Annotated in this window: 27 protein-coding genes and 1 pseudogene; 14 read left to right on the top strand and 14 right to left on the bottom strand. The window is 66.8% G+C overall.

Features of this window, described 5'->3' with window-relative positions; all coding sequences use genetic code 11:
* The first annotated feature begins 301 nt into the window (after positions 1-301).
* The 3 genes from ACZYYX_RS13770 to ACZYYX_RS13760 all read left to right on the top strand — a co-directional run bounded on the left by ACZYYX_RS13770 (position 302) and on the right by ACZYYX_RS13760 (position 3,014).
* Positions 302-1,951, top strand: a complete 1,650-nt coding sequence (locus ACZYYX_RS13770) for a DNA repair helicase XPB (RefSeq protein WP_463815082.1) — start codon at positions 302-304, stop codon at positions 1,949-1,951.
* Positions 1,948-2,307 carry a VOC family protein gene (locus tag ACZYYX_RS13765; protein ID WP_463815081.1) on the top strand — a complete coding sequence of 120 codons (360 nt, stop codon included), beginning with the start codon at positions 1,948-1,950 and terminating at the stop codon, positions 2,305-2,307. Before ACZYYX_RS13770 ends, ACZYYX_RS13765 begins: the two co-directional genes overlap by 4 nt.
* A gap of 77 nt (positions 2,308-2,384) precedes the next feature.
* Entirely contained in the window at positions 2,385-3,014 is a 630-nt protein-coding gene (locus ACZYYX_RS13760) for a hypothetical protein (RefSeq protein ID WP_463815080.1), read from the top strand.
* A 3-nt stretch (positions 3,015-3,017) separates the two neighbouring features.
* Here ACZYYX_RS13760 and ACZYYX_RS13755 read toward each other — a convergent pair whose 3' ends face one another.
* Positions 3,018-4,010, bottom strand: a complete 993-nt coding sequence (locus tag ACZYYX_RS13755; RefSeq protein ID WP_463815079.1) for an LLM class F420-dependent oxidoreductase — start codon at positions 4,008-4,010, stop codon at positions 3,018-3,020.
* A gap of 23 nt (positions 4,011-4,033) precedes the next feature.
* Positions 4,034-5,008, bottom strand: a complete 975-nt coding sequence (locus ACZYYX_RS13750) for a helix-turn-helix domain-containing protein (RefSeq protein ID WP_463815077.1) — start codon at positions 5,006-5,008, stop codon at positions 4,034-4,036.
* A 234-nt stretch (positions 5,009-5,242) separates the two neighbouring features.
* Here ACZYYX_RS13750 and ACZYYX_RS13745 point away from each other — a divergent pair, with 234 nt between their 5' ends.
* Positions 5,243-5,668, top strand: a complete 426-nt coding sequence (locus ACZYYX_RS13745) for a pyridoxamine 5'-phosphate oxidase family protein (protein ID WP_463815076.1) — start codon at positions 5,243-5,245, stop codon at positions 5,666-5,668.
* A gap of 58 nt (positions 5,669-5,726) precedes the next feature.
* Here ACZYYX_RS13745 and ACZYYX_RS13740 read toward each other — a convergent pair whose 3' ends face one another.
* The 4 genes from ACZYYX_RS13740 to ACZYYX_RS13725 all read right to left on the bottom strand — a co-directional run bounded on the left by ACZYYX_RS13740 (position 5,727) and on the right by ACZYYX_RS13725 (position 10,643).
* Positions 5,727-7,874, bottom strand: a complete 2,148-nt coding sequence (locus ACZYYX_RS13740) for a 3-hydroxyacyl-CoA dehydrogenase NAD-binding domain-containing protein (protein ID WP_463815075.1) — start codon at positions 7,872-7,874, stop codon at positions 5,727-5,729.
* A 16-nt stretch (positions 7,875-7,890) separates the two neighbouring features.
* A complete protein-coding gene (locus tag ACZYYX_RS13735) occupies positions 7,891-9,102 on the bottom strand; it encodes an acetyl-CoA C-acetyltransferase (protein WP_463815074.1) in 1,212 nt (403 codons plus the stop codon).
* A gap of 211 nt (positions 9,103-9,313) precedes the next feature.
* The gene (locus ACZYYX_RS13730) at positions 9,314-9,502 is read right to left on the bottom strand and encodes a hypothetical protein (RefSeq protein WP_463815073.1); all 189 of its coding nucleotides are present in this window, start codon (positions 9,500-9,502) and stop codon (positions 9,314-9,316) included.
* Between the two features lie 34 nt (positions 9,503-9,536).
* Positions 9,537-10,643 carry an alkene reductase gene (locus tag ACZYYX_RS13725; RefSeq protein WP_463815072.1) on the bottom strand — a complete coding sequence of 369 codons (1,107 nt, stop codon included), beginning with the start codon at positions 10,641-10,643 and terminating at the stop codon, positions 9,537-9,539.
* A 61-nt stretch (positions 10,644-10,704) separates the two neighbouring features.
* Here ACZYYX_RS13725 and ACZYYX_RS13720 point away from each other — a divergent pair, with 61 nt between their 5' ends.
* Both ACZYYX_RS13720 and ACZYYX_RS13715 read left to right on the top strand, forming a co-directional pair.
* Positions 10,705-11,619, top strand: coding sequence for a DUF5996 family protein (locus tag ACZYYX_RS13720; protein ID WP_463815788.1), 915 nt, complete (start codon positions 10,705-10,707; stop codon positions 11,617-11,619).
* A gap of 197 nt (positions 11,620-11,816) precedes the next feature.
* Positions 11,817-12,986 (top strand): pyridoxal phosphate-dependent aminotransferase, encoded by a 1,170-nt coding sequence (locus ACZYYX_RS13715; protein WP_463815071.1) that lies wholly within the window; start codon positions 11,817-11,819, stop codon positions 12,984-12,986.
* Between the two features lie 10 nt (positions 12,987-12,996).
* Here ACZYYX_RS13715 and ACZYYX_RS13710 read toward each other — a convergent pair whose 3' ends face one another.
* Positions 12,997-13,437, bottom strand: a complete 441-nt coding sequence (locus ACZYYX_RS13710; RefSeq protein WP_463815070.1) for an SRPBCC family protein — start codon at positions 13,435-13,437, stop codon at positions 12,997-12,999.
* Positions 13,438-13,561: 124 nt separating this feature from the next.
* On the opposite strand from ACZYYX_RS13710, the gene ACZYYX_RS13705 reads away from it, so the two are divergent.
* Positions 13,562-14,554 carry a cation diffusion facilitator family transporter gene (locus tag ACZYYX_RS13705; RefSeq protein WP_463815069.1) on the top strand — a complete coding sequence of 331 codons (993 nt, stop codon included), beginning with the start codon at positions 13,562-13,564 and terminating at the stop codon, positions 14,552-14,554.
* On the opposite strand, the gene ACZYYX_RS13700 is transcribed toward ACZYYX_RS13705, so the two are convergent.
* Positions 14,551-14,991 carry an SRPBCC family protein gene (locus tag ACZYYX_RS13700; RefSeq protein ID WP_463815068.1) on the bottom strand — a complete coding sequence of 147 codons (441 nt, stop codon included), beginning with the start codon at positions 14,989-14,991 and terminating at the stop codon, positions 14,551-14,553. The genes ACZYYX_RS13705 and ACZYYX_RS13700 overlap by 4 nt on opposite strands.
* A gap of 71 nt (positions 14,992-15,062) precedes the next feature.
* On the opposite strand from ACZYYX_RS13700, the gene ACZYYX_RS13695 reads away from it, so the two are divergent.
* Together ACZYYX_RS13695 and ACZYYX_RS13690 are read left to right on the top strand one after the other, a co-directional pair.
* Entirely contained in the window at positions 15,063-15,416 is a 354-nt protein-coding gene (locus ACZYYX_RS13695) for a UBP-type zinc finger domain-containing protein (RefSeq protein WP_463815067.1), read from the top strand.
* Between the two features lie 32 nt (positions 15,417-15,448).
* Entirely contained in the window at positions 15,449-15,604 is a 156-nt protein-coding gene (locus tag ACZYYX_RS13690) for a hypothetical protein (protein WP_335332902.1), read from the top strand.
* Between the two features lies 1 nt (position 15,605).
* Here ACZYYX_RS13690 and ACZYYX_RS13685 read toward each other — a convergent pair whose 3' ends face one another.
* A complete protein-coding gene (locus ACZYYX_RS13685) occupies positions 15,606-17,165 on the bottom strand; it encodes a phytoene desaturase family protein (RefSeq protein WP_463815066.1) in 1,560 nt (519 codons plus the stop codon).
* Positions 17,166-17,218: 53 nt separating this feature from the next.
* The gene (locus ACZYYX_RS13680; RefSeq protein WP_463815065.1) at positions 17,219-17,824 is read right to left on the bottom strand and encodes a TetR/AcrR family transcriptional regulator; all 606 of its coding nucleotides are present in this window, start codon (positions 17,822-17,824) and stop codon (positions 17,219-17,221) included.
* Between the two features lie 139 nt (positions 17,825-17,963).
* Between ACZYYX_RS13680 and ACZYYX_RS13675 the strand changes: the two genes are divergently transcribed.
* Complete coding sequence (locus ACZYYX_RS13675) at positions 17,964-18,749, top strand: MBL fold metallo-hydrolase (protein WP_463815064.1); 786 nt, start codon at positions 17,964-17,966, stop codon at positions 18,747-18,749.
* On the opposite strand, the gene ACZYYX_RS13670 is transcribed toward ACZYYX_RS13675, so the two are convergent.
* The 4 genes and pseudogenes from ACZYYX_RS13670 to ACZYYX_RS13655 form a co-directional block, all read right to left on the bottom strand.
* Complete coding sequence (locus ACZYYX_RS13670; RefSeq protein ID WP_463815063.1) at positions 18,722-19,315, bottom strand: TetR/AcrR family transcriptional regulator; 594 nt, start codon at positions 19,313-19,315, stop codon at positions 18,722-18,724. The genes ACZYYX_RS13675 and ACZYYX_RS13670 overlap by 28 nt on opposite strands.
* A 1-nt stretch (position 19,316) precedes the next feature.
* Positions 19,317-19,886, bottom strand: a complete 570-nt coding sequence (locus tag ACZYYX_RS13665) for a chorismate mutase (RefSeq protein WP_463815062.1) — start codon at positions 19,884-19,886, stop codon at positions 19,317-19,319.
* Positions 19,887-19,982: 96 nt separating this feature from the next.
* Positions 19,983-20,394, bottom strand: a pseudogene (locus ACZYYX_RS13660) (DDE-type integrase/transposase/recombinase); the annotation flags it as partial.
* A 154-nt stretch (positions 20,395-20,548) separates the two neighbouring features.
* Positions 20,549-21,274: a TetR/AcrR family transcriptional regulator C-terminal domain-containing protein gene (locus tag ACZYYX_RS13655; RefSeq protein ID WP_463815061.1), complete on the bottom strand. Its 726-nt coding sequence runs from the start codon at positions 21,272-21,274 to the stop codon at positions 20,549-20,551.
* Between the two features lie 163 nt (positions 21,275-21,437).
* Here ACZYYX_RS13655 and ACZYYX_RS13650 point away from each other — a divergent pair, with 163 nt between their 5' ends.
* The 4 genes from ACZYYX_RS13650 to ACZYYX_RS13635 all read left to right on the top strand — a co-directional run bounded on the left by ACZYYX_RS13650 (position 21,438) and on the right by ACZYYX_RS13635 (position 23,032).
* Positions 21,438-21,890, top strand: a complete 453-nt coding sequence (locus ACZYYX_RS13650; RefSeq protein WP_463815060.1) for a hypothetical protein — start codon at positions 21,438-21,440, stop codon at positions 21,888-21,890.
* Positions 21,891-21,955: 65 nt separating this feature from the next.
* Complete coding sequence (locus ACZYYX_RS13645) at positions 21,956-22,129, top strand: CsbD family protein (RefSeq protein WP_463815059.1); 174 nt, start codon at positions 21,956-21,958, stop codon at positions 22,127-22,129.
* A gap of 50 nt (positions 22,130-22,179) precedes the next feature.
* Entirely contained in the window at positions 22,180-22,359 is a 180-nt protein-coding gene (locus ACZYYX_RS13640) for a DUF6131 family protein (RefSeq protein ID WP_463815058.1), read from the top strand.
* 202 nt (positions 22,360-22,561) lie between these two features.
* Entirely contained in the window at positions 22,562-23,032 is a 471-nt protein-coding gene (locus ACZYYX_RS13635; protein WP_463815057.1) for a hypothetical protein, read from the top strand.
* Positions 23,033-23,221: the final 189 nt, after the last annotated feature.

Raw genomic sequence — 23,221 nt, 5'->3', positions numbered from 1 at the left:
AACAGTAGGGCAAATTGACGCGCACGACTACGGTTTCTGTGAAAGTCGCCCGGGGAACCTGTACGGCGACCGAAAAATAGCCCATGAACAGTACTTCCACGGGCCTGGAAGTCTGCGCCGGGCGTGTCGACCTGCCTCGCCGAAGCTCGTTCGCACCGAGCTCGGTAGATCACGCAACGCGGGACGCCATTCACCGACTGTGTTGTTCGTCCCGTCCACAGGCTTTGCCGGAGCGGACGGTAGGGCCGCCTGTCGTAATCGTGCGGATAATGGGCAGGATGACTTTCTACCGAGGCCGCGCATGACCGACGGCCCTTTGATCGTGCAGTCGGACAAGACTGTGCTGCTCGAGGTCGACCACGCCCAGGCCGGCGCTGCGCGGGCAGCGATCGCGCCGTTCGCCGAGCTCGAGCGCGCCCCCGAACACATCCACACCTACCGCATCACACCGCTGGCGCTGTGGAACGCCCGAGCCGCCGGTCACGACGCCGAACAGGTCGTCGACGCGCTGGTGTCGTTCTCGCGCTATGCAGTGCCCCAGCCGTTGCTCGTCGACATCGTCGACACCATGGCGCGCTACGGGCGGCTGCAGCTGGTCAAGCACCCCGCGCACGGCCTGACTCTGGTGAGCCTGGATCGCGCGGTGCTCGAGGAGGTACTGCGCAACAAGAAGATCGCCCCGATGCTCGGCGCCCGCCTCGACGACGACACCGTGATCGTGCACAACAGCGAGCGCGGCCGGGTGAAGCAGATGCTGCTCAAGATCGGATGGCCGGCGGAGGATCTCGCGGGCTACGTCGACGGCGAAGCGCATCCGATCACGCTGGAGCAGGACGGCTGGGAGCTGCGCGACTACCAGCAGATGGCCGCCGACTCCTTCTGGGACGGCGGATCGGGCGTCGTCGTGCTCCCCTGCGGTGCGGGCAAGACCCTGGTCGGGGCAGCGGCGATGGCGAAAGCCGGTGCGACGACGCTGATCCTGGTCACCAACACCGTCGCCGGCCGCCAGTGGAAGCGCGAGCTGATCGCCCGGACCTCCCTGACCGAGGAGGAGATCGGCGAGTACTCCGGGGAGAAGAAGGAGATCCGTCCGGTCACGATCGCGACCTACCAGGTGATCACGCGCCGCACCAAGGGCGAGTACAAGCACCTCGAGTTGTTCGACAGTCGGGACTGGGGGCTGATCGTCTACGACGAGGTGCACCTGCTGCCTGCGCCGGTGTTCCGCATGACGGCCGATCTGCAGTCCCGCCGGCGGCTCGGGTTGACCGCGACGTTGATCCGCGAGGACGGCCGGGAGGGCGACGTGTTCTCGCTGATCGGCCCGAAGCGCTACGACGCGCCGTGGAAGGACATCGAGGCGCAGGGCTGGATCGCGCCCGCCGAGTGCATCGAGGTCCGCGTCACGATGACCGACAACGAGCGCATGCTCTACGCGACCGCCGAACCGGAGGAGCGCTACAAGCTCTGCGCGACCGCACACACCAAGATCAACGTGGTGAAGTCCATCCTGGATCGGCATCCCGATGAGCCGACGTTGGTGATCGGCGCCTACCTCGATCAGCTCGACGAACTCGGCGCCGAGCTGGACGCCCCGGTGATCCAGGGGTCGACGAAGACCGCCGAGCGGGAGCAGCTGTTCGACGCGTTCCGTACCGGCGAGATCCGCACGCTGGTGGTGTCCAAGGTGGCCAACTTCTCCATCGACCTGCCCGAAGCCAGTGTCGCCGTGCAGGTGTCGGGCACGTTCGGCTCCCGCCAGGAGGAAGCCCAGCGGCTGGGGCGTCTGCTGCGCCCGAAAGCCGACGGTGGCGGAGCAGTGTTCTACTCCGTGGTGTCGCGGGACAGCCTCGACGCCGAGTACGCCGCCCACCGGCAGCGCTTCCTCGCCGAGCAGGGCTACGGCTACGTGATCAAGGACGCCGACGACCTGCTGGGGCCGGCGATATGACGGTGGGGCGGGTGGTCCCGATCCTCACGGTGACGGATCTTCCTGCCGCCGTCGCGCAGTACCGTGCGGTGCTCGGCCTCGACGTCGTGATGGACCACGGCTGGATCGTGACGCTCGCCGACGCCGAGCATCGCCACCAGCTCAGCCTGCTGACCAAGGACGCAACAGCGCAGGTCAACCCGACGGTGTCGATCGAGGTCGACGACGTCGACGCGGCGTACCGCAGCGCAGTGGAGGCGGGTATCCGCATCGTTCATCCGCTCGGCGACGAGGAGTGGGGCGTACGGCGGTACTTCTTCGAAGACGCCACGGGCAACGTTGTGAATGTGCTGTCCCATCGCCCCGGTTCGACCTGACCGGGCGCGCGTCGGCCGCGAACCGGCTAGCCTCAATCCTCGAGTCGGGACGAGCTCGAGGCATGACGAAGGAACCCATGACGACAGACAGGCGCGTCCAGCGCGCCAGAACGCTGCGCTGCGCCGCCAGCGTCGCCGCCGCGGTGACGTTCGGTGTGCTCGCGCCGGCCGCCCTGGCCGGCGCTCAGCCGGTCCCGACCCCGGTTCCCGGGCCGGACGGCGCGCCCGCTGCGCCGGGTCAGCCGATGGCTGTGCCGGTCGATCCCGCGGTCGCGGCGCCGCCGCCCCCGCCGGCCGGCCCGCCGATGGTGCCCCAGATCCCCAACGCTCAGTACGGCTCCGGCGACGGTCCGCTGGGCTTCCTGCGCGACGCCTGGCATCAGGCCCGCGATCCCTACGGCTTCATGGGGACCGCCGACATGCCGAACATGCCGCCCGCCGGCGCTCCGCCGCCGGGCGCCGGCCCGCCACCGCCGCTACCGCCGGGCTACAAGTCCCTCAACGCGCCGGGGTCGGAGACGCCCGCGACCGCCCCTGCAGCCGGTGGACCGGCATTGCCTCCCGGGTACTTCCCCGTCAGCGGCCCGATGCCGCCGGGATACGAGTGGGGTGTGCCGCCGCCACCGCCGCCGCCGGACCCGAACGCGCCGAAGCCGTACGTGCCGGTGGTGTCCCCGCCACCGCCGCCGTTGTTCCCGACGCAGTAGCGCTCAGGCCAACGCGGGCATGACCTCGCGCTCGAACAGCTCGATCCCCGAGCGGTCATAGGCCGCCTCGGGGAAATAGCAGATGACGTACTCGCAGCCGAGATCGCGAAGGTTCTGCAGCGCGTGGACTATCTGCTCTGGGGTACCACTGCCCGATTGCGGGGTGCTCATCGAACCGACCATGGCGTCGGCGGCGGAATCGCCCGCCAGCGCGGCGATCCGGGCACGGACCGCGTCGCGACGGTCGGCGACCTCGGCCTCGGTGGCGCCGACGATCATGTTGAGATTGGCCGAGCGGACGATGGCATCGAACTCGGTGCCGACGTCTCGGCAATGCGCGGCAAGCACTTTCGACTTGTGCGCGAAACCCTCCGGCTCGGAGGTGAAGTTCGTGTATTGGGCATACTTCGCCGCGATGCGCAACGTGACCTTCTCTCCGCCGCCGGCGATCCACAGTGGAATTCCGCCGTGCTGCAACGGTTTCGGCGCGACGATCGCGCCGTCGACCTGATAGTGCTTGCCGGAGAAGCTGACCGCTCCCTCACGCCATGCATCGGCCATGACCTGCACGCCCTCGTCGAGGCGTGCGAGCCGCACGCCCGCGGACGGGAATCCGTAACCGTAGGCCCGCCATTCGTGTTCGTACCAGCCACCGCCGATGCCCATCTGAATCCGGCCGCCGGAGATGACGTCGCACGTGGCCGCGACCTTGGCCAGGTACACCGGATTCCGGTAGCTCATCGCGGTGCACATCTGGCCCAGCTTGATCCGCGACGTGGTGGCCGCGTACGCGGCCATCAGCGACCACGCCTCATGGGTGGCTTCGGACGTCGGCACCGGAACGGTGTGGAAATGGTCGTACACCCACAGCGAGTCCCAGCTCTGGCCGCCGTCGACATAGGCGGCCAGATCGCGCATCACCTGCCACTGATCCCCGGGGTCGATGCCGACCAGGTCGAGTCGCCAGCCTTGCGGGATGAACAATCCGAAGCGCATACCCCGACTCTAGGCGCAGCGGGCTATGACGCGGACGAGCCCGCGAAGCAGCTGCGGTACTCGCTCGGTGTCGTGTGCATATGCCGGACGAAGTGGTAGCGGTAGGTCACGGCGGATTCGAAGCCGACGCGTGCGGCGATCTGCTCCACCGACAGGGCAGAGCCTTCGAGCAGCGGCAGGCTGGCCTGAACCCGCTGCTCGATCAGCCATTTGATCGGCGTACTTCCGGTGGCCTTTGCGAACTGCCGCAGGAAATTGCGTCGAGACATCGCGCTCTGAGCCGCCATGTCGTCAAGGGAGATCGCCGTGTCGAGATGTTCCAGCGCCCACGCCATGGCAGAGGCGATCCGGCCGTCGGAAGACGGTTCGGGAACCGGTGTCTCTATGTACTGCGCCTGGCCGCCGGCCCGGTGAGGCGCGATGACCAGCCGCCTCGCTACGTCGTTGGCGACGGCCACACCGTGGTCGGACCGCACGATGTGCAGGCAGAGGTCCAGGCCGGCGGCGCAGCCGGCGCTGGTGAGCACGCGCCCGTTGTCGACGTAGAGGGGCGCGGGGTCGATCTCGATGTTCGGATAGCGCTGCGCCAGGGTGTCGGCATACAGCCAGTGCGTGGTCGCCGACCGGCCGTCGAGCACGCCCGCTTCGGCCAATGCGAATGCGCCGGAACAGATGGAGACCAGGCGCGCGCCCCGCTGGTCCGCGGCGTGCAGCGCCGCGACGAGCTGCGGTGACACGGGCGCGTCGATATCACCCACGCTGGGGATGATGACGGTATCGGCGTCCGCCAGCTCGGCGAGCCCGTAGGACAGCCGCACCGTCGCACCGCCGAGGAGGCGCACCTCGGGCGCCTCGCCGCACAGCCGGACCGCGTACCACGGCTCGGCGATGCCCGCGGAGAACCTCTCGTTGAGTTCGGTGATTCCGAAGATCTCGGCGGCCAGGCCCGACTCGAATCCGGTCATGCCGTCGTAGGCCAAGATCGCAACGGTGTGCATGGCGCTATCTTAGCGAATAGCGGCACCCGGGCCACTGTTGGCGGGGATGCCTCCGCCGCAGGATTGGGATCATGTTCTACAAACGACCGCCCCGCCTTCGCGACCATCGGCTCTTCCGCCTATTTCGAGAGTTCGTCGCCGGTATCCACGCGGGTCACGGCGTCGCGCACGGCGTCACGCCCGCGCCCACGTCGTCCGCCCGAAGCTGTCGGGGCCCGTCTCTACGCTGAGTCCATGCCTCTGTCCGAGAGAGATCGAGAACAGTTCCTCGCCGAACCGCACGTCGCGGCGCTGTCGGTGTCCGCTGGTGACGGGCGCGCTCCGCTGACCGTGCCGATCTGGTACCAGTACCGTCCCGGCGGCGAGGTCTGGATCCTGACGGGCACCGACTCCCGCAAAGCCGAACTCATCGCGGCCGCGGGGCGGTTCTCGCTGATGGTCGACCGTACCGAACCGACGACGCGCTACGTCACCGTTGAGGGCCCCGTGGTCAGGACCGAGCCCGGCACGGATGCGCAGATGGCCGAACTCGCCCATCGATACCTGCCGGCTGATGCCGCCGAACGCTATCTGGAGTTCGCGCGCCGCAACCTGGGCGACCACGTCGCCGTAGTCATGCAGCCTCGGCACTGGCTTTCGGCGGACATGGGGTCGTTCTAGAGATCAACGAAGAATCCCCCGGAGCTGTTGCGGCTCCGGGGGATTCGACTCGTTATGCCTAGCTGGTCAGCGACGCCGGCGGGGTGAACCGCTCGCCGTACTTGGCGGCCAACTCCTTGGCGCGAGCGACGAACGCCTCCTTGCCGACACCGCCAGCACCCTGGTAGCCGACGATGAACTGCGCCGACCCACCCGTGTAGGGCGGGTAGCCGATGCCCATGATCGAGCCGATGTTCGCATCGGCAGTCGAGGTCAGCACGCCCTCGTCGAGACACTTCTGCGTCTCGAGTGCCTCGGCGAACAGCATCCGGTCGATCATGTCCTGCAACGGGATATCGGCCTTGCCTGCACCGAACGTGTCGGCCAGTCCGGGCCACAAGCCCGCCCGCTTTCCGTCGACATACTCATAGAAGCCGGCGCCCTTGAGCCGCGACGGACGACCGATCTCGATCATCTTGTTGACGACCTCTTCGCCCGGGTGCGCCTCGTAGGTGCCGCCGGCCGCCTCGGTCGCCTTGCGCGTCTCGTTGGCGATCTTCTGCATGAGCTCCAGGTTGAGCTCATCGGAGAGCTGCAGCGGGGCTGCCGGGTACCCGGCCTGCGAACCGGCCTGCTCGATGCTCGCCGCAGAAACACCCTCACCCAGCATCGCCAGCGCCTCGTTGACGAAGGTGCCGATCACGCGCGAGGTGAAGAAGCCGCGGCTGTCGTTGACCACGATCGGGGTCTTGCCGATGGCCAGCGTGTAGTCGAACACCCGGGCCAGCGCCTCGTCAGAGGTCTTCTCGCCCTTGATGATCTCCACCAGCGGCATCTTGTCCACGGGTGAGAAGAAGTGGATGCCGATGAAGTCCTCCTGACGCTTCACCCCGGTCGCGAGACCGGTGATGGGCAGCGTGGAGGTGTTGGAACCCAGCAGCGCGTTGGGCTCGACGATGTCCTCGATCTCCTGGAACACCTTGTGCTTGAGGTCCTGGTTCTCGAAGACGGCCTCGATCACGAAGTCGACGCCCTTGAGGTCGGCCGCATCGGCGGTCGGGGTGATCCGCGCCAGCAGCGCGTCAGAGCGCTCCTTGGTGTTGCGGCCACGCTCGAGCGCCTTGGCTTCGATCTTCTCGGAGTAGTTCTTGCCCTTGTCGGCCGCTTCCTGCGACACGTCCTTGAGCACGACCTCGTAGCCGGCCTTGGCCGAGACATAGGCGATGCCCGCGCCCATCATGCCCGCGCCCAGGACACCGATCTTGCGGATCTCCTGCTTGGCGATGCCGTCGGGCCGCGAGGCGCCGCCGTTGATGGCCTGCAAGTCGAGGAAGAACGCCTGGATCATGTTCTTGGCGGTCTGACCGGTCACCAACGAGACGAAGTAGCGGCTCTCGATGCGGGTGGCGGTGTCGAAGTCGACCTGTGCACCCTCGACGGCCGCGTCCAGGATGGCGCGCGGCGCCGGCATCGGCGCACCCTTGAGCTGCTTCTTGAGCAGGGCCGGGAACGACGGCAGGATCGCGGCGAGTGCGGGATGCGACGGCGTGCCGCCGGGCATCTTGTAGCCCTTCTGATCCCACGGCTGCGTGTGGGCTTCAGGATTGGCTTTGATCCACGCCTTGGCGGCCGGGACCAATTCCTCGACGCTGCCGACCAATTCGTCGACCAGGCCGACGTCCTTGGCCTTGCCGGGCTTGAAACGCGTCCCCTGGGAAAGGATCTCCATGAACGCCTTCTGGATGCCGAACATCCGCACCGTGCGGGCCACGCCACCACCACCGGGCAGCAGGCCCAGGGTGACCTCGGGCAGGCCGATGACGACGCCCTTGGTGTCGGCGGCGATCCGGTGGTGGCAGGCCAGCGCGATCTCCAGGCCGCCGCCGAGTGCGGCGCCGTTGATCGCGGCGACCACGGGCACACCAAGGGTCTCGAGCCGGCGCAGGTCGGCCTTGATGAACTCGACCTCGGCGAACGACTCCGCGGCATTCTCCGGGCCGACCTTCATCATGCCCTTGAGATCACCGCCGGCGAAGAACGTCTTCTTTGCACTGGCGATCACCACGCCGGTGATCGAATCCTTCTCCTGCACAAGACGCTCCACGGCGTTGTGCATGGACTCCTTGTAGTGCTCGTTCATCACGTTGGCCGAACCCGTGGGATCGTCCAGCGTCAGGGTGACGATGCCGTCGGCATCCTTGTCCCACTGAATGGTGTTCTCTGCCATGGTTGTTCAGGCCTTCCTAGACTCGCTCGATGATGGTGGCCACGCCCATGCCGCCGCCGATGCACAGCGTGATCAGTGCACGCCGCGCGCCGCGGCGCTCGAGCTCGTCGACCATGGTTCCGGTGATCATGGCGCCGGTGGCGCCCAGCGGGTGACCCATCGCGATGGCACCACCGTTGACGTTCAGCTTCTCGTCGGGGATGTTGAGGTCCTTCTGGAACTTCAGCACCACCGAGGCGAACGCCTCGTTCAGCTCGAACAGGTCGATGTCGTCGACCGTCAGGCCCGCGCGGTCGAGCACCTTCTTGGTGGCCGGCGTCGGGCCGGTCAGCATGATCACGGGGTCCGCTCCGCTGGTGGCGGTGGCGACCACGCGCGCCCGCGGGGTCAGCCCCTGGGCCTTGCCCGCGGCCTCGGAGCCGATGAGCACCAGCGCGGCGCCGTCGACGATGCCCGAGCTGTTGCCGCCGGTGTGGACATGGTTGATCTTCTCGACGTAGTGGTACTTCTGCAGCGCGACATCGTCGAAGCCGCCCATCGCGCCCAGCCCTTCGAACGCGGACTTGAGCTTGCCCAGGCTCTCCAGGGTGGTGCCGGGCCGCATGTGCTCGTCGTGGTCGAGCACGACCAGACCGTTCTGATCCTTGACCGGAACCACGGACTTAGCGAAGTAGCCCCCCGACCACGCGGCCGCGGCACGCTCCTGCGACCGCGCGGCGTAGGCGTCGACGTCCTCGCGGGAGAAGCCCTCGATGGTGGCGATCAGATCGGCACCGATGCCCTGCGGCACGAAGCCGATGCGGTAGTTGGTCTCGGGATCGCCCGCCCAGGCGCCGCCGTCAGACCCCATGGGCACGCGGCTCATCGACTCGACGCCGCCGGCCAACACCAGGTCGTCCCATCCAGAGCGCACCTTCTGGGCGCCCAGGTTGACAGCCTCGAGGCCCGAGGCGCAGAAGCGGTTGAGCTGGAACCCGCCGGTGGTCTCCGGCAGGCCCGCCACCAGGCCGGCAGTGCGCGCGATGTCGCCGCCCTGGTCGCCGACCGGGGAGACGACGCCGAGGATCAGGTCGCTGATCAGGTTCTCGTCGAGGTCGGGGTAGCGCGTGCGGATCTCGTCGATCAGGCCGACGACGAGGTTGACGGGCTTGATCTCGTTCAGCGATCCGCCGCGCTGCTTGCCGCGCGGGGTACGAATCGCCTCATAGATGAAGGCTTCTTCGGACATGTGGTCTCCAGGTCCTGTTCAAATCGGAATCCGCGGCGCATCCATGACGGACGCCGCGGGGAGGCTGCTCCTCTAGCGGCATGCTAGCAGCCTCGCCCAACCGCTTGGTTGGGCCCTGGAGTGAGGGGTCACCACCCCCGGCCGAGCAGACGCGAACTCGTGCCATCTGGGCCCAGATGGCACGAGTTCGCGTCTGTTCGCGGGAAGGGGGTTAGTCGGGGGTGCCTTCGGTGTCGTCGAAGAAGGACCACTCGCCGTCGTGTTCGACCTCCATGCGCCACCCCAACTCGGAGTTGTCCGCTTTCTGGTCGACGAACCAGGCGTGCGCGTCCTCCGCGCTTTCGATGTCCTTCGTGTCGACGACGTCACCCTTGGGGTTGAGCACACGGTAGGTAGCCATGGCGGCCTGATTCCCTCACCCGCCGTGTTCACACCTACGCCGACTGGGACGTCACCAATTCGTCCAGGGTCGGGTAGTCGATGTAGCCGGCCGGCCCGGGGGCGTAGAACGTCGCGACGTCGGGCTCGTTGAGCTCTGCTCCCGACTCCAGACGCGTCACCAGGTCGGGGTTCGCCAGGAACGCACGCCCCACGGCGGCAGCGCTGATCACGCCCCACGCGGCGAGGTTTTCCAGCGTCGCGAAATCGGTCTCGACCGTGCGCGGCGTGTTCAGCACCAGGGTGCCCTCCCACTGCGTCCGCAGGGCCGCGAACGGCTCGGAGGACGGCAGGGTGACGAGGTGCAGGTAACCGATGTTCAGCGACTTGATCCGGCACAGCAACGCCTCGTAGGCGCTGATCTGGTCGATCTCCGACATGTCGCCGGCGGTGTTTCCCGGAGAGATCCGCAACCCCACGCGGTCGGCGCCGATCTCGTCGGCAACGGCCTCCACGACCTCGGCGGTGAAGCGAGCCCTGTTCTGCGCAGACCCACCGTAGGCGTCGGTGCGCTGGTTCACCACATCGGAGAGAAACTCGTGCAGCAGATAGCCGTTGGCGGAATGGATTTCGACGCCGTCCATACCGGCGTCCACGGCGCGGCGAGCAGCAGAGCGGAACTGCCCGACGATCGAGGTGATCTCGTCGACCGTCAGCGCCCGCGGGACCGGCAGCGGCTTCTTGCCGGTGGGCGTGTGGGTCACCATGTCGGCGGCGATCGGCGACGGCGCCACCGCTTCGAAGCCGCTGATCTCCGGATGGGCCATCCGACCGACGTGCCAGAGCTGGACGAACATCTTCCCGCCCGCGCGATGTACGGCCGACGCGATCTCCGACCACCGGTCCTGCTGACGGTCGGTGTAGATGCCCGGCGTGTTCAGGTAGGCACCGTTGGCCTGCTCGCAGACCGCGGTGGCCTCGCTGATGATCAAACCGGCCTGCGCCCGCTGCGCGTAGTACTCCGCAGCCAGCGCCGACGGCGTGCCATCGGCATCGGCGCGCGATCTGGTCAACGGCGCCATGAAGATTCGGTTCTCGGTGGAGAGGCCGCCGATCTGAAGGGGCTTACGCAGCGCCGCATCCGCGCCGAGGGTGATCGTCATGCTGGTCTACAGCGCACCCGGAGTCGGATCCATTCCCGCCGTCATCGTCGATGATGGTCAGATGACGAATACACAGGGTTGGCCGGCACTGGTGGTGGCGGATTGGCAGGACACCCGGGACACGGTCCATCTGTGGACCCAGATCGTCGGAAAAGTGAAGTTGGCGGCGACGCCGATCGTGAACCACTGGTGGAACGTGGCCCTCTACGTCGATGCGCGAGGACTGACCACGTCGCTGATGAGCTGGAAACAGAAGGCGTTCGACATCAGTTTCGATTTCGTCGAGCATGCGCTGCACATCCGCCTGACCGACGGCACGTCGCGGTCCATGGCGCTGCACCCGAGGTCGGTCGCCGACTTCTATGCGGAGTTTCGCCGCCACCTCGACGATCTGGGGCTGGACGTCCCGATCGCTCCGACGCCGGTGGAACTCCCGGAGGTCATCCCCTTCGCCGAGGACACCGCGCACGCCAGCTACGACCCGGCCGCGATGACCAACTTCTGGACCTCGCTGGTCAGCGCCGATCGCGTGATGACCGAGTTCCGGGCCGATTTCACCGGTAAGACCAGCCCGGTCCACTTCTTCTGGGGCGCTTTCGATCTCGCCGTCACCCGGTTCTCCGGGCGGCAGGCGCCGCCGCACCCGGGCGGCGTTCCCAACTGTCCTGACTGGGTGATGACGGAGGCCTACAACGCCGAGGTGTCCAGCGCCGGTTACTGGCCGGGCGGCGCCGAGGAGGGTGCGTTCTACTCGTATGCCTATCCGCAGCCCGATGGTTACGCCGAAGCCGATCTCGGCGTCGAGGGCGCCTACTTCGACTCCGCACTCGGCGAGTTCGTGCTGCCGTATCGGACCGTGCGCACGGCGGACAATCCCGCAGCATTGCTCCGCAGCTTTCTCGATGCCACGGCCTCAGTGGCCCGCGACTTGGCTGCGTGGCCCGAGCAACCGATCGCCCCACCCCGTCATCTCTGACGCCGCCTCCGCCCAAACCGACGTTTGGGCGGATAAAGCCGAGACGAGCTCGCCATTTCGTCGATCTCGGCGCACGTCGGGCACGCACGCGGAGCACGCCATGAAGTACGCCATGAAGTACGCCGAGGCGGCGCTCAACTCCGCTGACCCGCATGGCAACTGACTCAGACGCTGGGTGAGCAACTAGCCTCGGGAGAATGACGGTTGAGCGGCTGCGCCCGTACGCGGTGACGATCTTCGCCGAGATGTCGGCGCGTGCCGCCGAACTCGGGGCGGTCAACCTCGGTCAGGGGTTCCCCGACGAAGCCGGGCCCGAGGACATGCTCGCGGTGGCGGAGAAGGCGATCGCCGACGGCGACAACCAGTACCCGCCTGGCCTGGGGATCGCACCACTGCGGCAGGCCATCGCCGATCAGCGCCTGCGACGCTACGGAACCTCCTACGACCCCGACACCGAGGTGCTGGTCACCGTCGGCGCCACCGAGGCGATCGCCGCGTCGATCCTCGGTCTCGTCGAACCAGGCTCCGAGGTACTGCTGATCGAACCCTTCTACGACTCCTACTCCCCCGTCATCGCGATGGCGGGATGCCATCGGCGCGCGATACCGATGCGCCGCGACGGCGGACGCTTCACCATCGACGTGGCGGCGCTGCGCGCGGCCATCACCCCGAAAACTGCTGCCATCATTGTGAATTCGCCGCACAACCCGACCGGCGCAGTGGCCGGTGACGACGAGCTGAAGGCTCTGGCCGAACTCGCCGTCGACGCCGACCTGCTGGTGATCACCGACGAGGTCTACGAGCACCTCGTCTTCGACGGCCGCAGACACCGTCCCCTGGCCGGCTATCCGGGCATGGCAGAGCGCACCATCACGATCTCGAGCGCCGGCAAGATGTTCAACGTCACCGGCTGGAAGATCGGGTGGGCATGCGGGCCGAGCCATCTGATCGCGGGACTGCGGGCGGCCAAGCAGTACCTGAGCTATGTGGGCGGGGCGCCGTTCCAGCCCGCCGTCGCCTCGGCGCTCGACAGCGGCGACGAGTGGGTGGATGCCCTGTGTCGCTCGTTCGAGGCCCGACGTGACCGGCTGGCCGACGCGCTGCGCGAGATCGGCTTCGACGTGTTCGACAGCTTCGGGACCTACTTCCTGACCGCCGACCCGCGACCGCTGGGCTTCGACGACGGCAGGGCGTTCTGCACCGAGCTGATCGAGCGGGTGGGGGTGGCGGCCATTCCGATGTCGGCGTTCTGCGATCCGGTCGCGTCCCATGCCGGCGACTGGAAGCCGCTGGTCCGGTTCGCGTTCTGTAAACGCGATGAGACGCTCGACGAGGCGATCCGCCGGCTGGGCGCGCTGCGTTCCTAGCGCTGCGTTCCTAGCGCGCGCCGGCCATCACCCGCTGGCGCAGGTTCTCCAGCGCGACGTCGAGGACCAGTCGCTTGGCCCGCTTGACCAGGAACGCCGGATAGGGCGCCGCGAGATCGAGGATCAGGTCGAAGCGCACCCGCGTGCGTTCCTCACCTTCCTGCACCAGGTTGTATTCGCCGTGCTGGCAGCGCTGCCGCGACGTCTGCTGCGCGTCCCACACCACCCAGTCGTCGCCCCAGTGGTACTCCAGCAACTCTTTGTCACTCATCCCCATGATCTTCACCGTCGCCTTGACGTGGTGGGGCCGGCCGTCGGGGTGACGGTCGATGACTTCTGCGGCCTTGTGCAGCGACGACCAGGACGCGACGGCCTCGATGTCGGCCAACGCGTCGAGGATGACCTCGGGCGGCGCCTCGATCACCACCTCGCTGGAAGCACGGACTGCCATGCGGCAAAGCATAACCGCCGTCCCGAACATGTGCAGGAGATTGTCCAGCTAATTTTATGACGGTTCTTAATATGGCGCGGACCGCCACGTTTGTGCCCGCTCGCGGCGGGCAATGCACGCTGCCATGAGCGCTGCGCCCGACACCGGGCCCGACCCTGCCCACACCGAGGCCCACCTCGACTCACCGGGCGGCGGGGAGAGCGCGCTCACGGTGGTCGTCGCACTCGCCGCGAACTTCGCCGTCGCCATCGCCAAGACCGTCGCTGCGGTCATCTCCGGATCGGCCTCGATGACCGCCGAAGCGACCCACTCGTGGGCCGACACCGCGAATCAGTGCTTCCTGATCATCGCCAACCGGCGCAGTTCCCGCCCGCCGGACGGCGAGCGGCCGCTGGGTTACGGGCGCGAGGCCTATGTCTGGTCGCTGCTCGCCGCGGTGGGGCTCTTCGTCGTCGGCGGCACGTTGTCGGTGTGGCACGGCATCACCGAGATCGTGCATGGGGAATCAGGCCCGGAGAACTATCTGGTGGCCTACATCGTGCTCGGCGTCGCATTCGTCCTCGAGGGTTCGTCGCTGCTGCAGGCGTTCCGCCAATTGCGCTCGGAAGCCAGCGTTTACGACAGGGAGTTGCTCTCCCACGTGCTCGACACGTCGGATCCGACCACGCGTGCGGTGTTCGCCGAGGACACCGCGGCTCTCATCGGGATCCTGATCGCGTTGGCCGGCATCGGCCTGCACCAGCTCACCGGCAACGCGATCTGGGATGCGATCGGTTCCATCCTGGTCGGCCTGCTACTCGGCGTCGTCGCAGTGATCCTCATCGATCGCAACCGCCGCTTCCTCGTCGGCGAATCAGCCAGCCCGCGGTTGCGTCAGGCCGCGATCGCCCAGATCGAGCGGATGCCGGAGGTGGCTTCCGTGCGCTTCATCCGGCTGGTGTTCGTCGGACCCAAACAGCTGTTCCTGGTGGCCAGCGTCGACTTGGTGGGCGACGCCGCGGAATCGCGGATCGCCGAGACGCTGCGAGATCTGGAGAACAGGTTGCAGGCGGAGCCGACCATCGTCGACGCCGTGCTGACGATCGCCGAGCCCGATGCGCTCGACCGGCTCGCCTAGCCTTTGATGACTTTGAGCACCTGCTTGCGCAGCCCCTCGGTTGCCGTCTCGACGCCGCCTTTGATCGCGCGTTTCACGATGAAGCCGGGCAGCGGAACCGACAGGTCGACCGCGATGTCGAAACGCACCCGCGTCTTGTCGCCGTCCGGGGTCAGCGTGTAGCTGGCGTCCTGCGCCTTGAGCTGGCCCGCCGACACGAGCGTCCAGCTGACTTCGTTGTCACTCCAGGTGTATTCGACGATCTGCTCGTCGGTCAGCCCGGCAGCCTTGACCACCATCTTCACCTGTTTGGGCCTGCCGTCGTCGAACCGCTCCAGCACTTCGGCCTTCTCGTACTGCGGCGACCAGGTCGGGGTCGCTTCGACGTCGGCGATGACGTCGAGGATCTGTTCCGGCGTTGCTTCGATCACGACTTCGCGCGAATCCTTGGTGGCCACGGGGGAACCCTAGAACACCGAAGCTGATGTTCGGTCGAGATCACCGGAGCAGGCCCGTAGGCTCGTCGACTGTGAGCAGTGACATCGACCCCGCGGCGCCGCCCAGCGGTACCGGATGCGTCGAGTGCGACGCCGCAGGCGGCTGGTGGGTGCATCTGCGACGGTGTGCAGCGTGCGGCCACATCGGCTGCTGTGACGACTCGCCGCAGCGGCACGCATCCGCGCACTGGCGCGCGAGCGGCCATCCGATCATCCGGTCCTTCGAACCGGGCGAAGACTGGTTCTGGGACTACTCGTCTCAGGCCTACTACGACGGACCCGAGCTCGCGGCGCCGCAGAGTCGGCCCGTCGACGAGACGGTGCCGGGTCCGCGAGGACGTGTCCCCGCGGATTGGATGGCGCAGCTGCAGGCGCGCCGCGAGTGAATGGAATGCTCGCGCCGGGGTAGTCCTGGCAGGTGAGCACAGATCCCCGCACCACTGATACAGACGCCGGCGCCGACGAGGCAGACGACGACGTGATGAGCGACCCGTCCAAGGGCGCCGACGACGACCGCGTCGACTGGTCCGACGAAGGCGGCGCGACGTCCGGCGGGCCGGCACCGGCCACCTAGGTCAGCGCCGGGCGAGTATCTCCTGCGCGGCGTTGTAGCCCGGGATGAACGTGATACCGGGCCCGCCATGGCAACCGGCACCGGCGAGGTACAGGCCGTCGGTCGGAAGCGGTTGATCCACATGACCTTTCGGCCCCGGCCGGTTCGGCCCCATCTGCTCGGGGTGGATCAGGCCGTGGCAGTAGTCCCCGCCGGGCGCGCCGAACATCGTGCCCATGTGTTTGGGCGTGAACGTGGTGTGACGCAGGATGAGCTCTTCGAAATTGGGCGCGAGCCGGGTGATCTTCTCGATTACTCGCTGGCCCATCTCGGTCTTGCGGTCGCCGTAGCTCGCGGTTTCCTCGGTGAGGGGGAACCACAGCGAAAACGCAGATGCCGCATGCTTGCCCGGCGGAGCCAGGGTGGGGTCGTTGGCCGAGGGAATCTGCAGTGCGATGGCCGGATCGGCAGGGACGACGCCACGTCTGGCGTCCTCCCACTGCCGCTGCAGTTCCTCAGGGGTGCTGAAAATGCCGATGGCCGATTGATACTCGGGGTCGTTGAGGACCTCGTAGGGCGCTGCGAATTCGAGTGGTCCGTCCAGCGCGAAGTGCATCTGGAGATAGCTGCCGCGGTGGTCGATGCGGGCGTATCGCTCCCTGATGTCGGCGGGCACCACGGCGGGGTCGAGGAGTCCGTTGACGGTCAGGTCGGGGGCGAGGGTGGAGACGACGACGGGAGCGGTGAGCGTCGAGCCGTCCTCCAGGCGAACGCCGCCCGCGCGCCCGTCCGCGGTCAGCACCTCGGCGACCTTGCTCCGCAACCGGAGTTCGCCACCTGCGTCGGTGAACATCGCCAGGAGATGCTCGGTGACGGCGCCCATGCCGCCGCGGAACTTCTTGATCAGCGTGGCGTTCTCGTCGGGCACCGCCAGCCCGAACGCCAGGGCCGCAGCGCTGCCCGGTGTCTCGGGACCTCGGAAGGTGGTGTTGACGGCCAGGAAGGCCAGCATGCCGCGCAATGCCCCGTGCTTCTCCCGGTCCGGCAGGTGGCGGTCGAGGACGTCGCTGACCGATCCGAACAGCATGTCGCTGATCGCCTGGCGCTCGAATTCACTTGTCGCACAGGCATACATCTCATCCAGTGTTTTCGGCGAGTGCGACGCATCGAAGCGCCCCAGGGCCCGCGTCGGCGCCTGACACCACGCCATCAGACCGGCCATTCCGTTGACGGCCTCGGCGCCGTGTACCTCGTTGAGGTGGGTCAGCAGCCTCATCGGATCGGTGTAGTAGATGACCGGGTCGTCGCCGACCCCGCGCAGTTGCACGCTCATCACGTCGAGGTCGACGGTGGGCAGAGAGTCGAGCCCCAGCGCCTCGCTGACGACGGCGGAGGTGGGCACCTGTACCGAACCGGCGATCTCGAACCGGAAGCCATCGAAGAGCTCCACCGTCGAGGCCATACCGCCGGCGTAGAGCTTGGCTTCAAGACAGAGCGTGCGCAGGCCGGCCCGTTGCAGCAGTGCGGCGGCGGTCAAGCCGTTGTGCCCCGCGCCGACGACGATCACGTCGAAGTCCGTCATCGCCTGAGGCTGACACGCACCCTCAGGTTTTGTCAATATTGACGAAACATGGATCAGCCGGGGTTTCCGACCCCCGTCTGCAGCAGCGCCAGCGCCTCGCGACACAGCCTGTCCAACTCGGGCAGAGAGCGGTCCTCCCCCAACATCCAGACCTCCATCGCACCGAAGACCGCCGCGGCGATGCACCGCGCGGTCACCGTGATGCGCATGCGCTCTTCTGTGCCGGGTGCCTGCGGATCCTTGGCGGCCATGCGCTCTTCGATGGCCTCCGCGAAGTCCGCCTCCACCTGCCGGATGTGCCGCACGATCCGGCCGGGGTCGAGGTCCTGAGCCCGCATCGCCGCGATCTGGGTGACGGCGGAGTCGTCGTACGGAGCGGCCGAGATCGCCGACTGCACCGATTCGATGATGGGCTCGTCCGGCGATCGCGCGGACAGAGCCGCACGGAACCAGTGCAGTCCGGCGTCGTAGTCGGCGAACAGCAGATCGTGCTTGGACGAGAAGTGCCGGTAGAACGTCCGAAGTGAGACGCCAGCATCGGCGGCGATCTGCTCGGCCGAGGTCTCCTCCACCCCCTGAGCCAGGAAGCGCACCGCCGCGGCCTGCCGGAGCGCCTCCCTCGTGCGCTCACTGCGCGCCGTCTGGGCAGGCCGGACCATGTCGGTAAAGTACCCCAAGCGCGGCGCTTCCCGACCGGCCGCCGCGGCACGTTGCCCCGGGCGCGGTCCTGCACACACGCTATGGTTGCCCGACAATGTGAGTAATTCACATCGGTCACGACGCGGGGGGCGACGACTGGTGAAGGTCCACCATCTGAATTGCGGCACGATGCGGCCATGGGGTGCAGGCACTCTGGTGTGCCATGTGCTGCTGGTCGAGGCCGACAGCGGGTTGGTGCTCGTCGACACCGGGTTCGGCACATTGGACTGCCGGCGACCTGCGCGCTTCGGCCGGTTCCGGCCCTACTTCTTCCGGCCGTCCTTCGACATGGCCGAAGCAGCGGTGAACCAGGTCGAGGCACTCGGCTACCACCGCGGCGACGTGCGGCACATCATCACCACGCATTTCGACGCCGACCACATCGGCGGTCTGGCCGACTTCCCCGACGCCAAGGTCCACGTCACCAGGACCGAGGTGGACCAGGCGATGCGCTCACCCGCGACGCCCGATCGAGTCCGGTACCGCGCCGAACAGTGGGCCCACGGCCCCGATCTCGTCGAGTACGACGTAACGGGGGAAGCGTGGCGGGGGTTCGCGGCCGCCCGGGAGCTCACCGACATCGGCCCGGGCTTCGTGCTCATCTCGCTGCCCGGACACACCCGCGGGCACGCGTGTGTGGCCGTCGACGCCGGCGACCGCTGGATACTTCACGCCGGGGACGCGTTCTTCCAGGCCGGGACGCTCGAGGGAAAGCCCCGGGTACGGGCGCTGACGGCCTTCGAGCAGGCGGTCGCGGAGAATCGAAAACAGGTGGCGGACAACCACTCCCGGCTCATCGAGCTGCAGCGCCGCAACGAACCGGACCTGATGATCGTCTGCGCCCACGACCCGACGCTCTACGAGCAGGCCGCAGCGCCGCGCTGATCCCGGTGCCCCACCAGGGCGATGGAGGCCTCTACTGCCTCGTCGGTGATGTGACTGAGGCGGCCGCCCTCCTCGACGGTGATCGCGGTCAGTTCACGAAGGCCGCCGAGCAGCATGATGGTGCGCCGCCGGGGCACGGGACCGATACCGGCCGAACGGAATTCGGCACTGTCGCTCAGCGCGTCGACCATGTCGATGAAGTGGTCGAACGCCTCCCGCTGCAGTCCGCGGGCGGCGCTGCCCAGCGCCGGGACGTCACGAATCCAACTGTGCATCAACGCCGATCGCGCCTCAGCCGAGGCGATCCACGCCTCGATGGCTTGCCGCACCTGCTTCTGCCACGGCGCAGCAGGATCGACCGCGGCGCGGATCTGCTGGATCTGATCGGCATTGGCCTCCGACAGCAGCGCGACGAAACACTCGTCGCGGCTGGTGAACTGCTCGTAGAACGTACGCCGGGATGTCCGGGCCCTCCGTACGATCTCCGCGACGGTGGTCTTGGCGTAGCCCTGCTCGGCGATCGACGCCTCCAGACCGTCCAGCAACCGCTGGCGGAAGTCGCTCATGTCAACGGCAGTAGTTGCGGGTCGCGAAATCGAGGGCTTGGCGGTACAGCGGGTCGAGGCCGCGTGTTGTCGTCACCGACGACTTCGCCGCGTCGAGTTCGGCAGGGCACTGCGGCGAGTGCAGTTTGGGCCACTCCTCGGCCATCAGTGTCACCATCTCGCGGTTGAGCGCGTCGATGATCTCCCTCGACCTGGCCAGGTCGGGTGCGTCGGCGGGCGCCGCGGCGGGATCGAACGTCCACTGGGCCAACCGCTGGTACTCGATGCCGACGGTGGCGTCGAGCTGATCGCGGAACGCGGTGGTGACGTATGCGGGGTCGATCTGGAAGTCGAGCGCCTGGCCGGCGACGTTGTCGAGCACCTGTTGCTCGCGCGCTGCGTCGACGACGGCGGTGCGGGTGTGGAACTTGTTGGCTGCGACCGGTTCGGCGATCTGCAGGCGGCGCACCGCGGCGTCGACGAGGTCCGTCACGGTGTGCGTGGGTTGCGCTGCGGCGACCGGGGAGAGCCCTGGGACCAGGGTCACCGCCAGACCGGCGGCGCACGCTACGACCGCACCACGGATGTTCATGGGGATTTATGGTAACCGGCACTCGCGCGCGCCCGTGACACCGCAGGCGTCGACGCCGGCAGCCATGTGTTCGTCGACCTTTCCGGAACGCGGTGGATCAGCCAACGTGCAGTGAAATCTGTCTACCTTGCCGTTGGTTTGCGGCCGGTAGGGTCGCGTGTGGCGATGTTCGATGCCACCGAGGGCGTCGCGGAAGGTATGGGATCGGAAACAGGATCCGTTGTCGGTGAGTACTTTTCGCACCCTGACGCCACATTCGTGAAACCAGTGGTTGGCGGCCCGGGTCCAGAACGCTGCCGCAGTGTCTTTGCGTTCATCGGTGAGCAGTTCGCTGTAGACCAGTCGTGAGTGTGCATCTATCGCGGTGTACAGAAAGCGATAGCCGCACACCAAATGGCGATTGCGGTGGTGTTGATCCGTCGAACGACCTGCCGGTGGGGCGGTCCAGCCAGCGCAGGCGCGCGATCCCGTAGCGGGTCAGCACCCGGCCCCAACGACGGACGATCCTAGGGAGTTGAGTGCCCGGGGCGCGGCCGTCAGGCCGAACGTCAATTGCCTCGCCGCCAGGTGTTAGCCGTAATGACGAGGATGCATCAGGCTGAGTCGCCATACCGGTCACCGTTGGCGGGTCGGCTGAGTTGGCTCACAGGCATCTCGATCCATTAACCGCCCGGGATGAGATTCACTGCGAGCCCCTCGAGAAGTAGCTTGAGGAAGCGGTCCAATTCGGCAGTTCCGTCGTAGGCGGCGAGGGCGGGTGCCAGGGCGCGCACGAGCGGAAATTCGGTGATCGCCAACCGGTGCAGACCGAGACGCAGGACGTGGTCGGTTTCCTCGGGTCGCTCGACGACCTCCTGTAACTCATTGAGGATGTGGCCGTAGAGGAAGCCGAACAGCAGCCGGTAGATGTGGAGCGCGTCGTCGCCCGCGAACCCGGCGGAGATGAGCAGTGCGAGAACGTCTTCGAGCGGGCGCAGCATGCCTGGCGGTCGCTGTCCAAGCGGGGTCGCCAGCGGCCGAGTCACCAGCAGCGGCACCACGTTGGGATGGGTCAGGGCCAACTGTCGGAAAGCGTGCGCGACGTTGCGTAGTTGACCGGCCCAGTCAGGGTCCGCGGTGTCTACCGATAACTTCGCGAGGACGATCTCGGCGACCCCGTCGAGGACCGCGGCTTTGTTGGGGACGTGTCTATAGATCATCACCGGATCTCGGCCCAATGCCTCGCTGAGGCGGCGCATGGACAATCGGTCCACGCCGTCACGGTCGACGATCGCCAGCGCGGTCTGCAAGATCAGCGACCGGGTGAGCTGATCGTTGTCTCGAGCGCCCGCATCGGGTTGTCCACCATCGCCAGTGCTTGCGGCTGGCTCTCCCGGCGAGGTTGTCATTGCCGTCGCAGTTCCTTTCAGCTTCCCCCTCGTCGTCGAGTCCCTGTCGAGGCGGGTCCACACTACATGTTAACGGCATACGTCAACGGTGTGTTCACACTGTTGACAGCGACAATGATGCGGCGTGGACTGGAGGCCTACACCGAAGATCCGAGGCCTCAGCATGATTGTCATCGTTGGATTGATTGTTCTGCTCGTCGCGGTGTTCGTGGGGTTCACCGGCGTACTGGCCAACGCGGGGGCTGCGCATCCGTTGACCGAGAACTTCTCCGTGCTCGGCTATCACGTCACCGGCTCGACCGGGACGTTGTTCCTCTTCGGCATTGTGGTCGGCATTGTGGCGATGCTCGGCCTTTCGGTGTTGCTCGCGGGTGCGCGCCGCACCGCCGGCCGCGGACGCGACGCCCGCCACGAACTCGCCAGGTCGCAGCGCGAAACGACGTTTCTCAACCAGGAACGCGACCATCGCGTCGAACGGCGGTCGATCGACGCAACGACCGACTCGGATACGAACCGCCCACCGGCGCGGACCCCCCGGGGCAGGGTTCGCTTGCTTAGTCGCTTCTCGCGTGACAGACAGCCAACCGAGACCGGACCTGCGGCCGGGCGCCGGTAGCCACTCAGAACCGTTCGAATTCTGTTGATCCATAACGGTTTTTCGTCTCTGAAAAGGACTCAGATATGAGCATCGGAAAAAAGTTCGCCCATAGGGCCCAGGCCGCCAAGGGCGCCACCAAGAAGTACCTCGGGCGCGCCACCGGCAACAACCGGCTGCGCACCGAGGGCGGCGTCGATCAGCTCAAGGCCAATACCAAACAGGCAAGAGACAAAATCGTCGACGCCTTCAAACCGTGACACGACCGCCCCCGACGCCATAACCCACAGCATCGAATCAGGTAAACGTCATGATCGTCCTCGGAATCATCCTCATCGTGCTGGGGTTGCTCCTGCCCAGCCTCGTGCCCACATTCGCGTTCGCGCACATTGTTCTGGTCCTCGGAGTCATCCTCCTGGTGGTCGGCCTGCTGCTCATGGTCATGGGGCGGATGGGACGCGCCGTGGGCGGTCGACGTCACTACTACTGATCGGGCGCAACGGCCCACCGCGACGTCAAAACTCGACGGTGGAATTCCCCGGACGTCATGGTCGCCGGACCACGGAATCACGGGGCGTTGATCAATCCTGTACTAATCAATCACCCTCTGCCTCAAATGAATTCACGATGCCGCGCTGCTCGACGGCAGCGATCCCGACTATCGAACCATTCAACCAATTCAAGGAACCGACATGACTTCCACCACCACCGTTCTGATCTTCGTCATCGTGGCCGTCGCACTTGCGCTTATCTCTGCAATCGCGTTGGTGGCGCGAAACAAACACGCCCAGCATCGTCGTCTCGAAGCCGCCGGCATCCGCAGCAAAGCCACCGATGAATCTCACAAAGTGGGTCAACGTGAAGCACTCGCCGACGAGACCGCGGCGAAGGCCCGCGCAGCGCAAGCGGAGGCAGACGGCAAAGCAGCCCGCGCGGCGGCCCTGCACCACGAAGCGGAGATACGTCGCAACGACGCAAACGCGGCCCGCGACAAAGTGAACGAGACGTTCGAGCGCGCCGACAAGATGGATCCAGACACCCGAACCCGCGATCACACAGCTCGAGAAGACGACGAAACTCGAGCGACTCCTGATGTCACTTCCGTAGCGAGCAACGCATCATCGATTACCAGGGCTAGGAAGCTGGCGAACCCTTTGTCGTGAGTTCGCCATGGCCGCCATACCGAACGGTTGAGTGCGTCTGGCGATTTCTGCGCCGGTTGGCGAACACGTGGGGCTTCACGATGACACGAAATGGGCCCACGCCGCCGATCTTGCCCACGAATGCGACACGCGCTCAATGCCTCATCGACCTGACTCCCTCGATCGGCCACGACGAGCGGACCAGGCACA

The sequence above is a fragment of the Mycobacterium sp. IDUB_1 genome (genome assembly GCF_055419625.1).
Note: the sequence above shows the minus strand (reverse complement) of the source record. Positions and strands in the feature narration are given on the sequence as shown.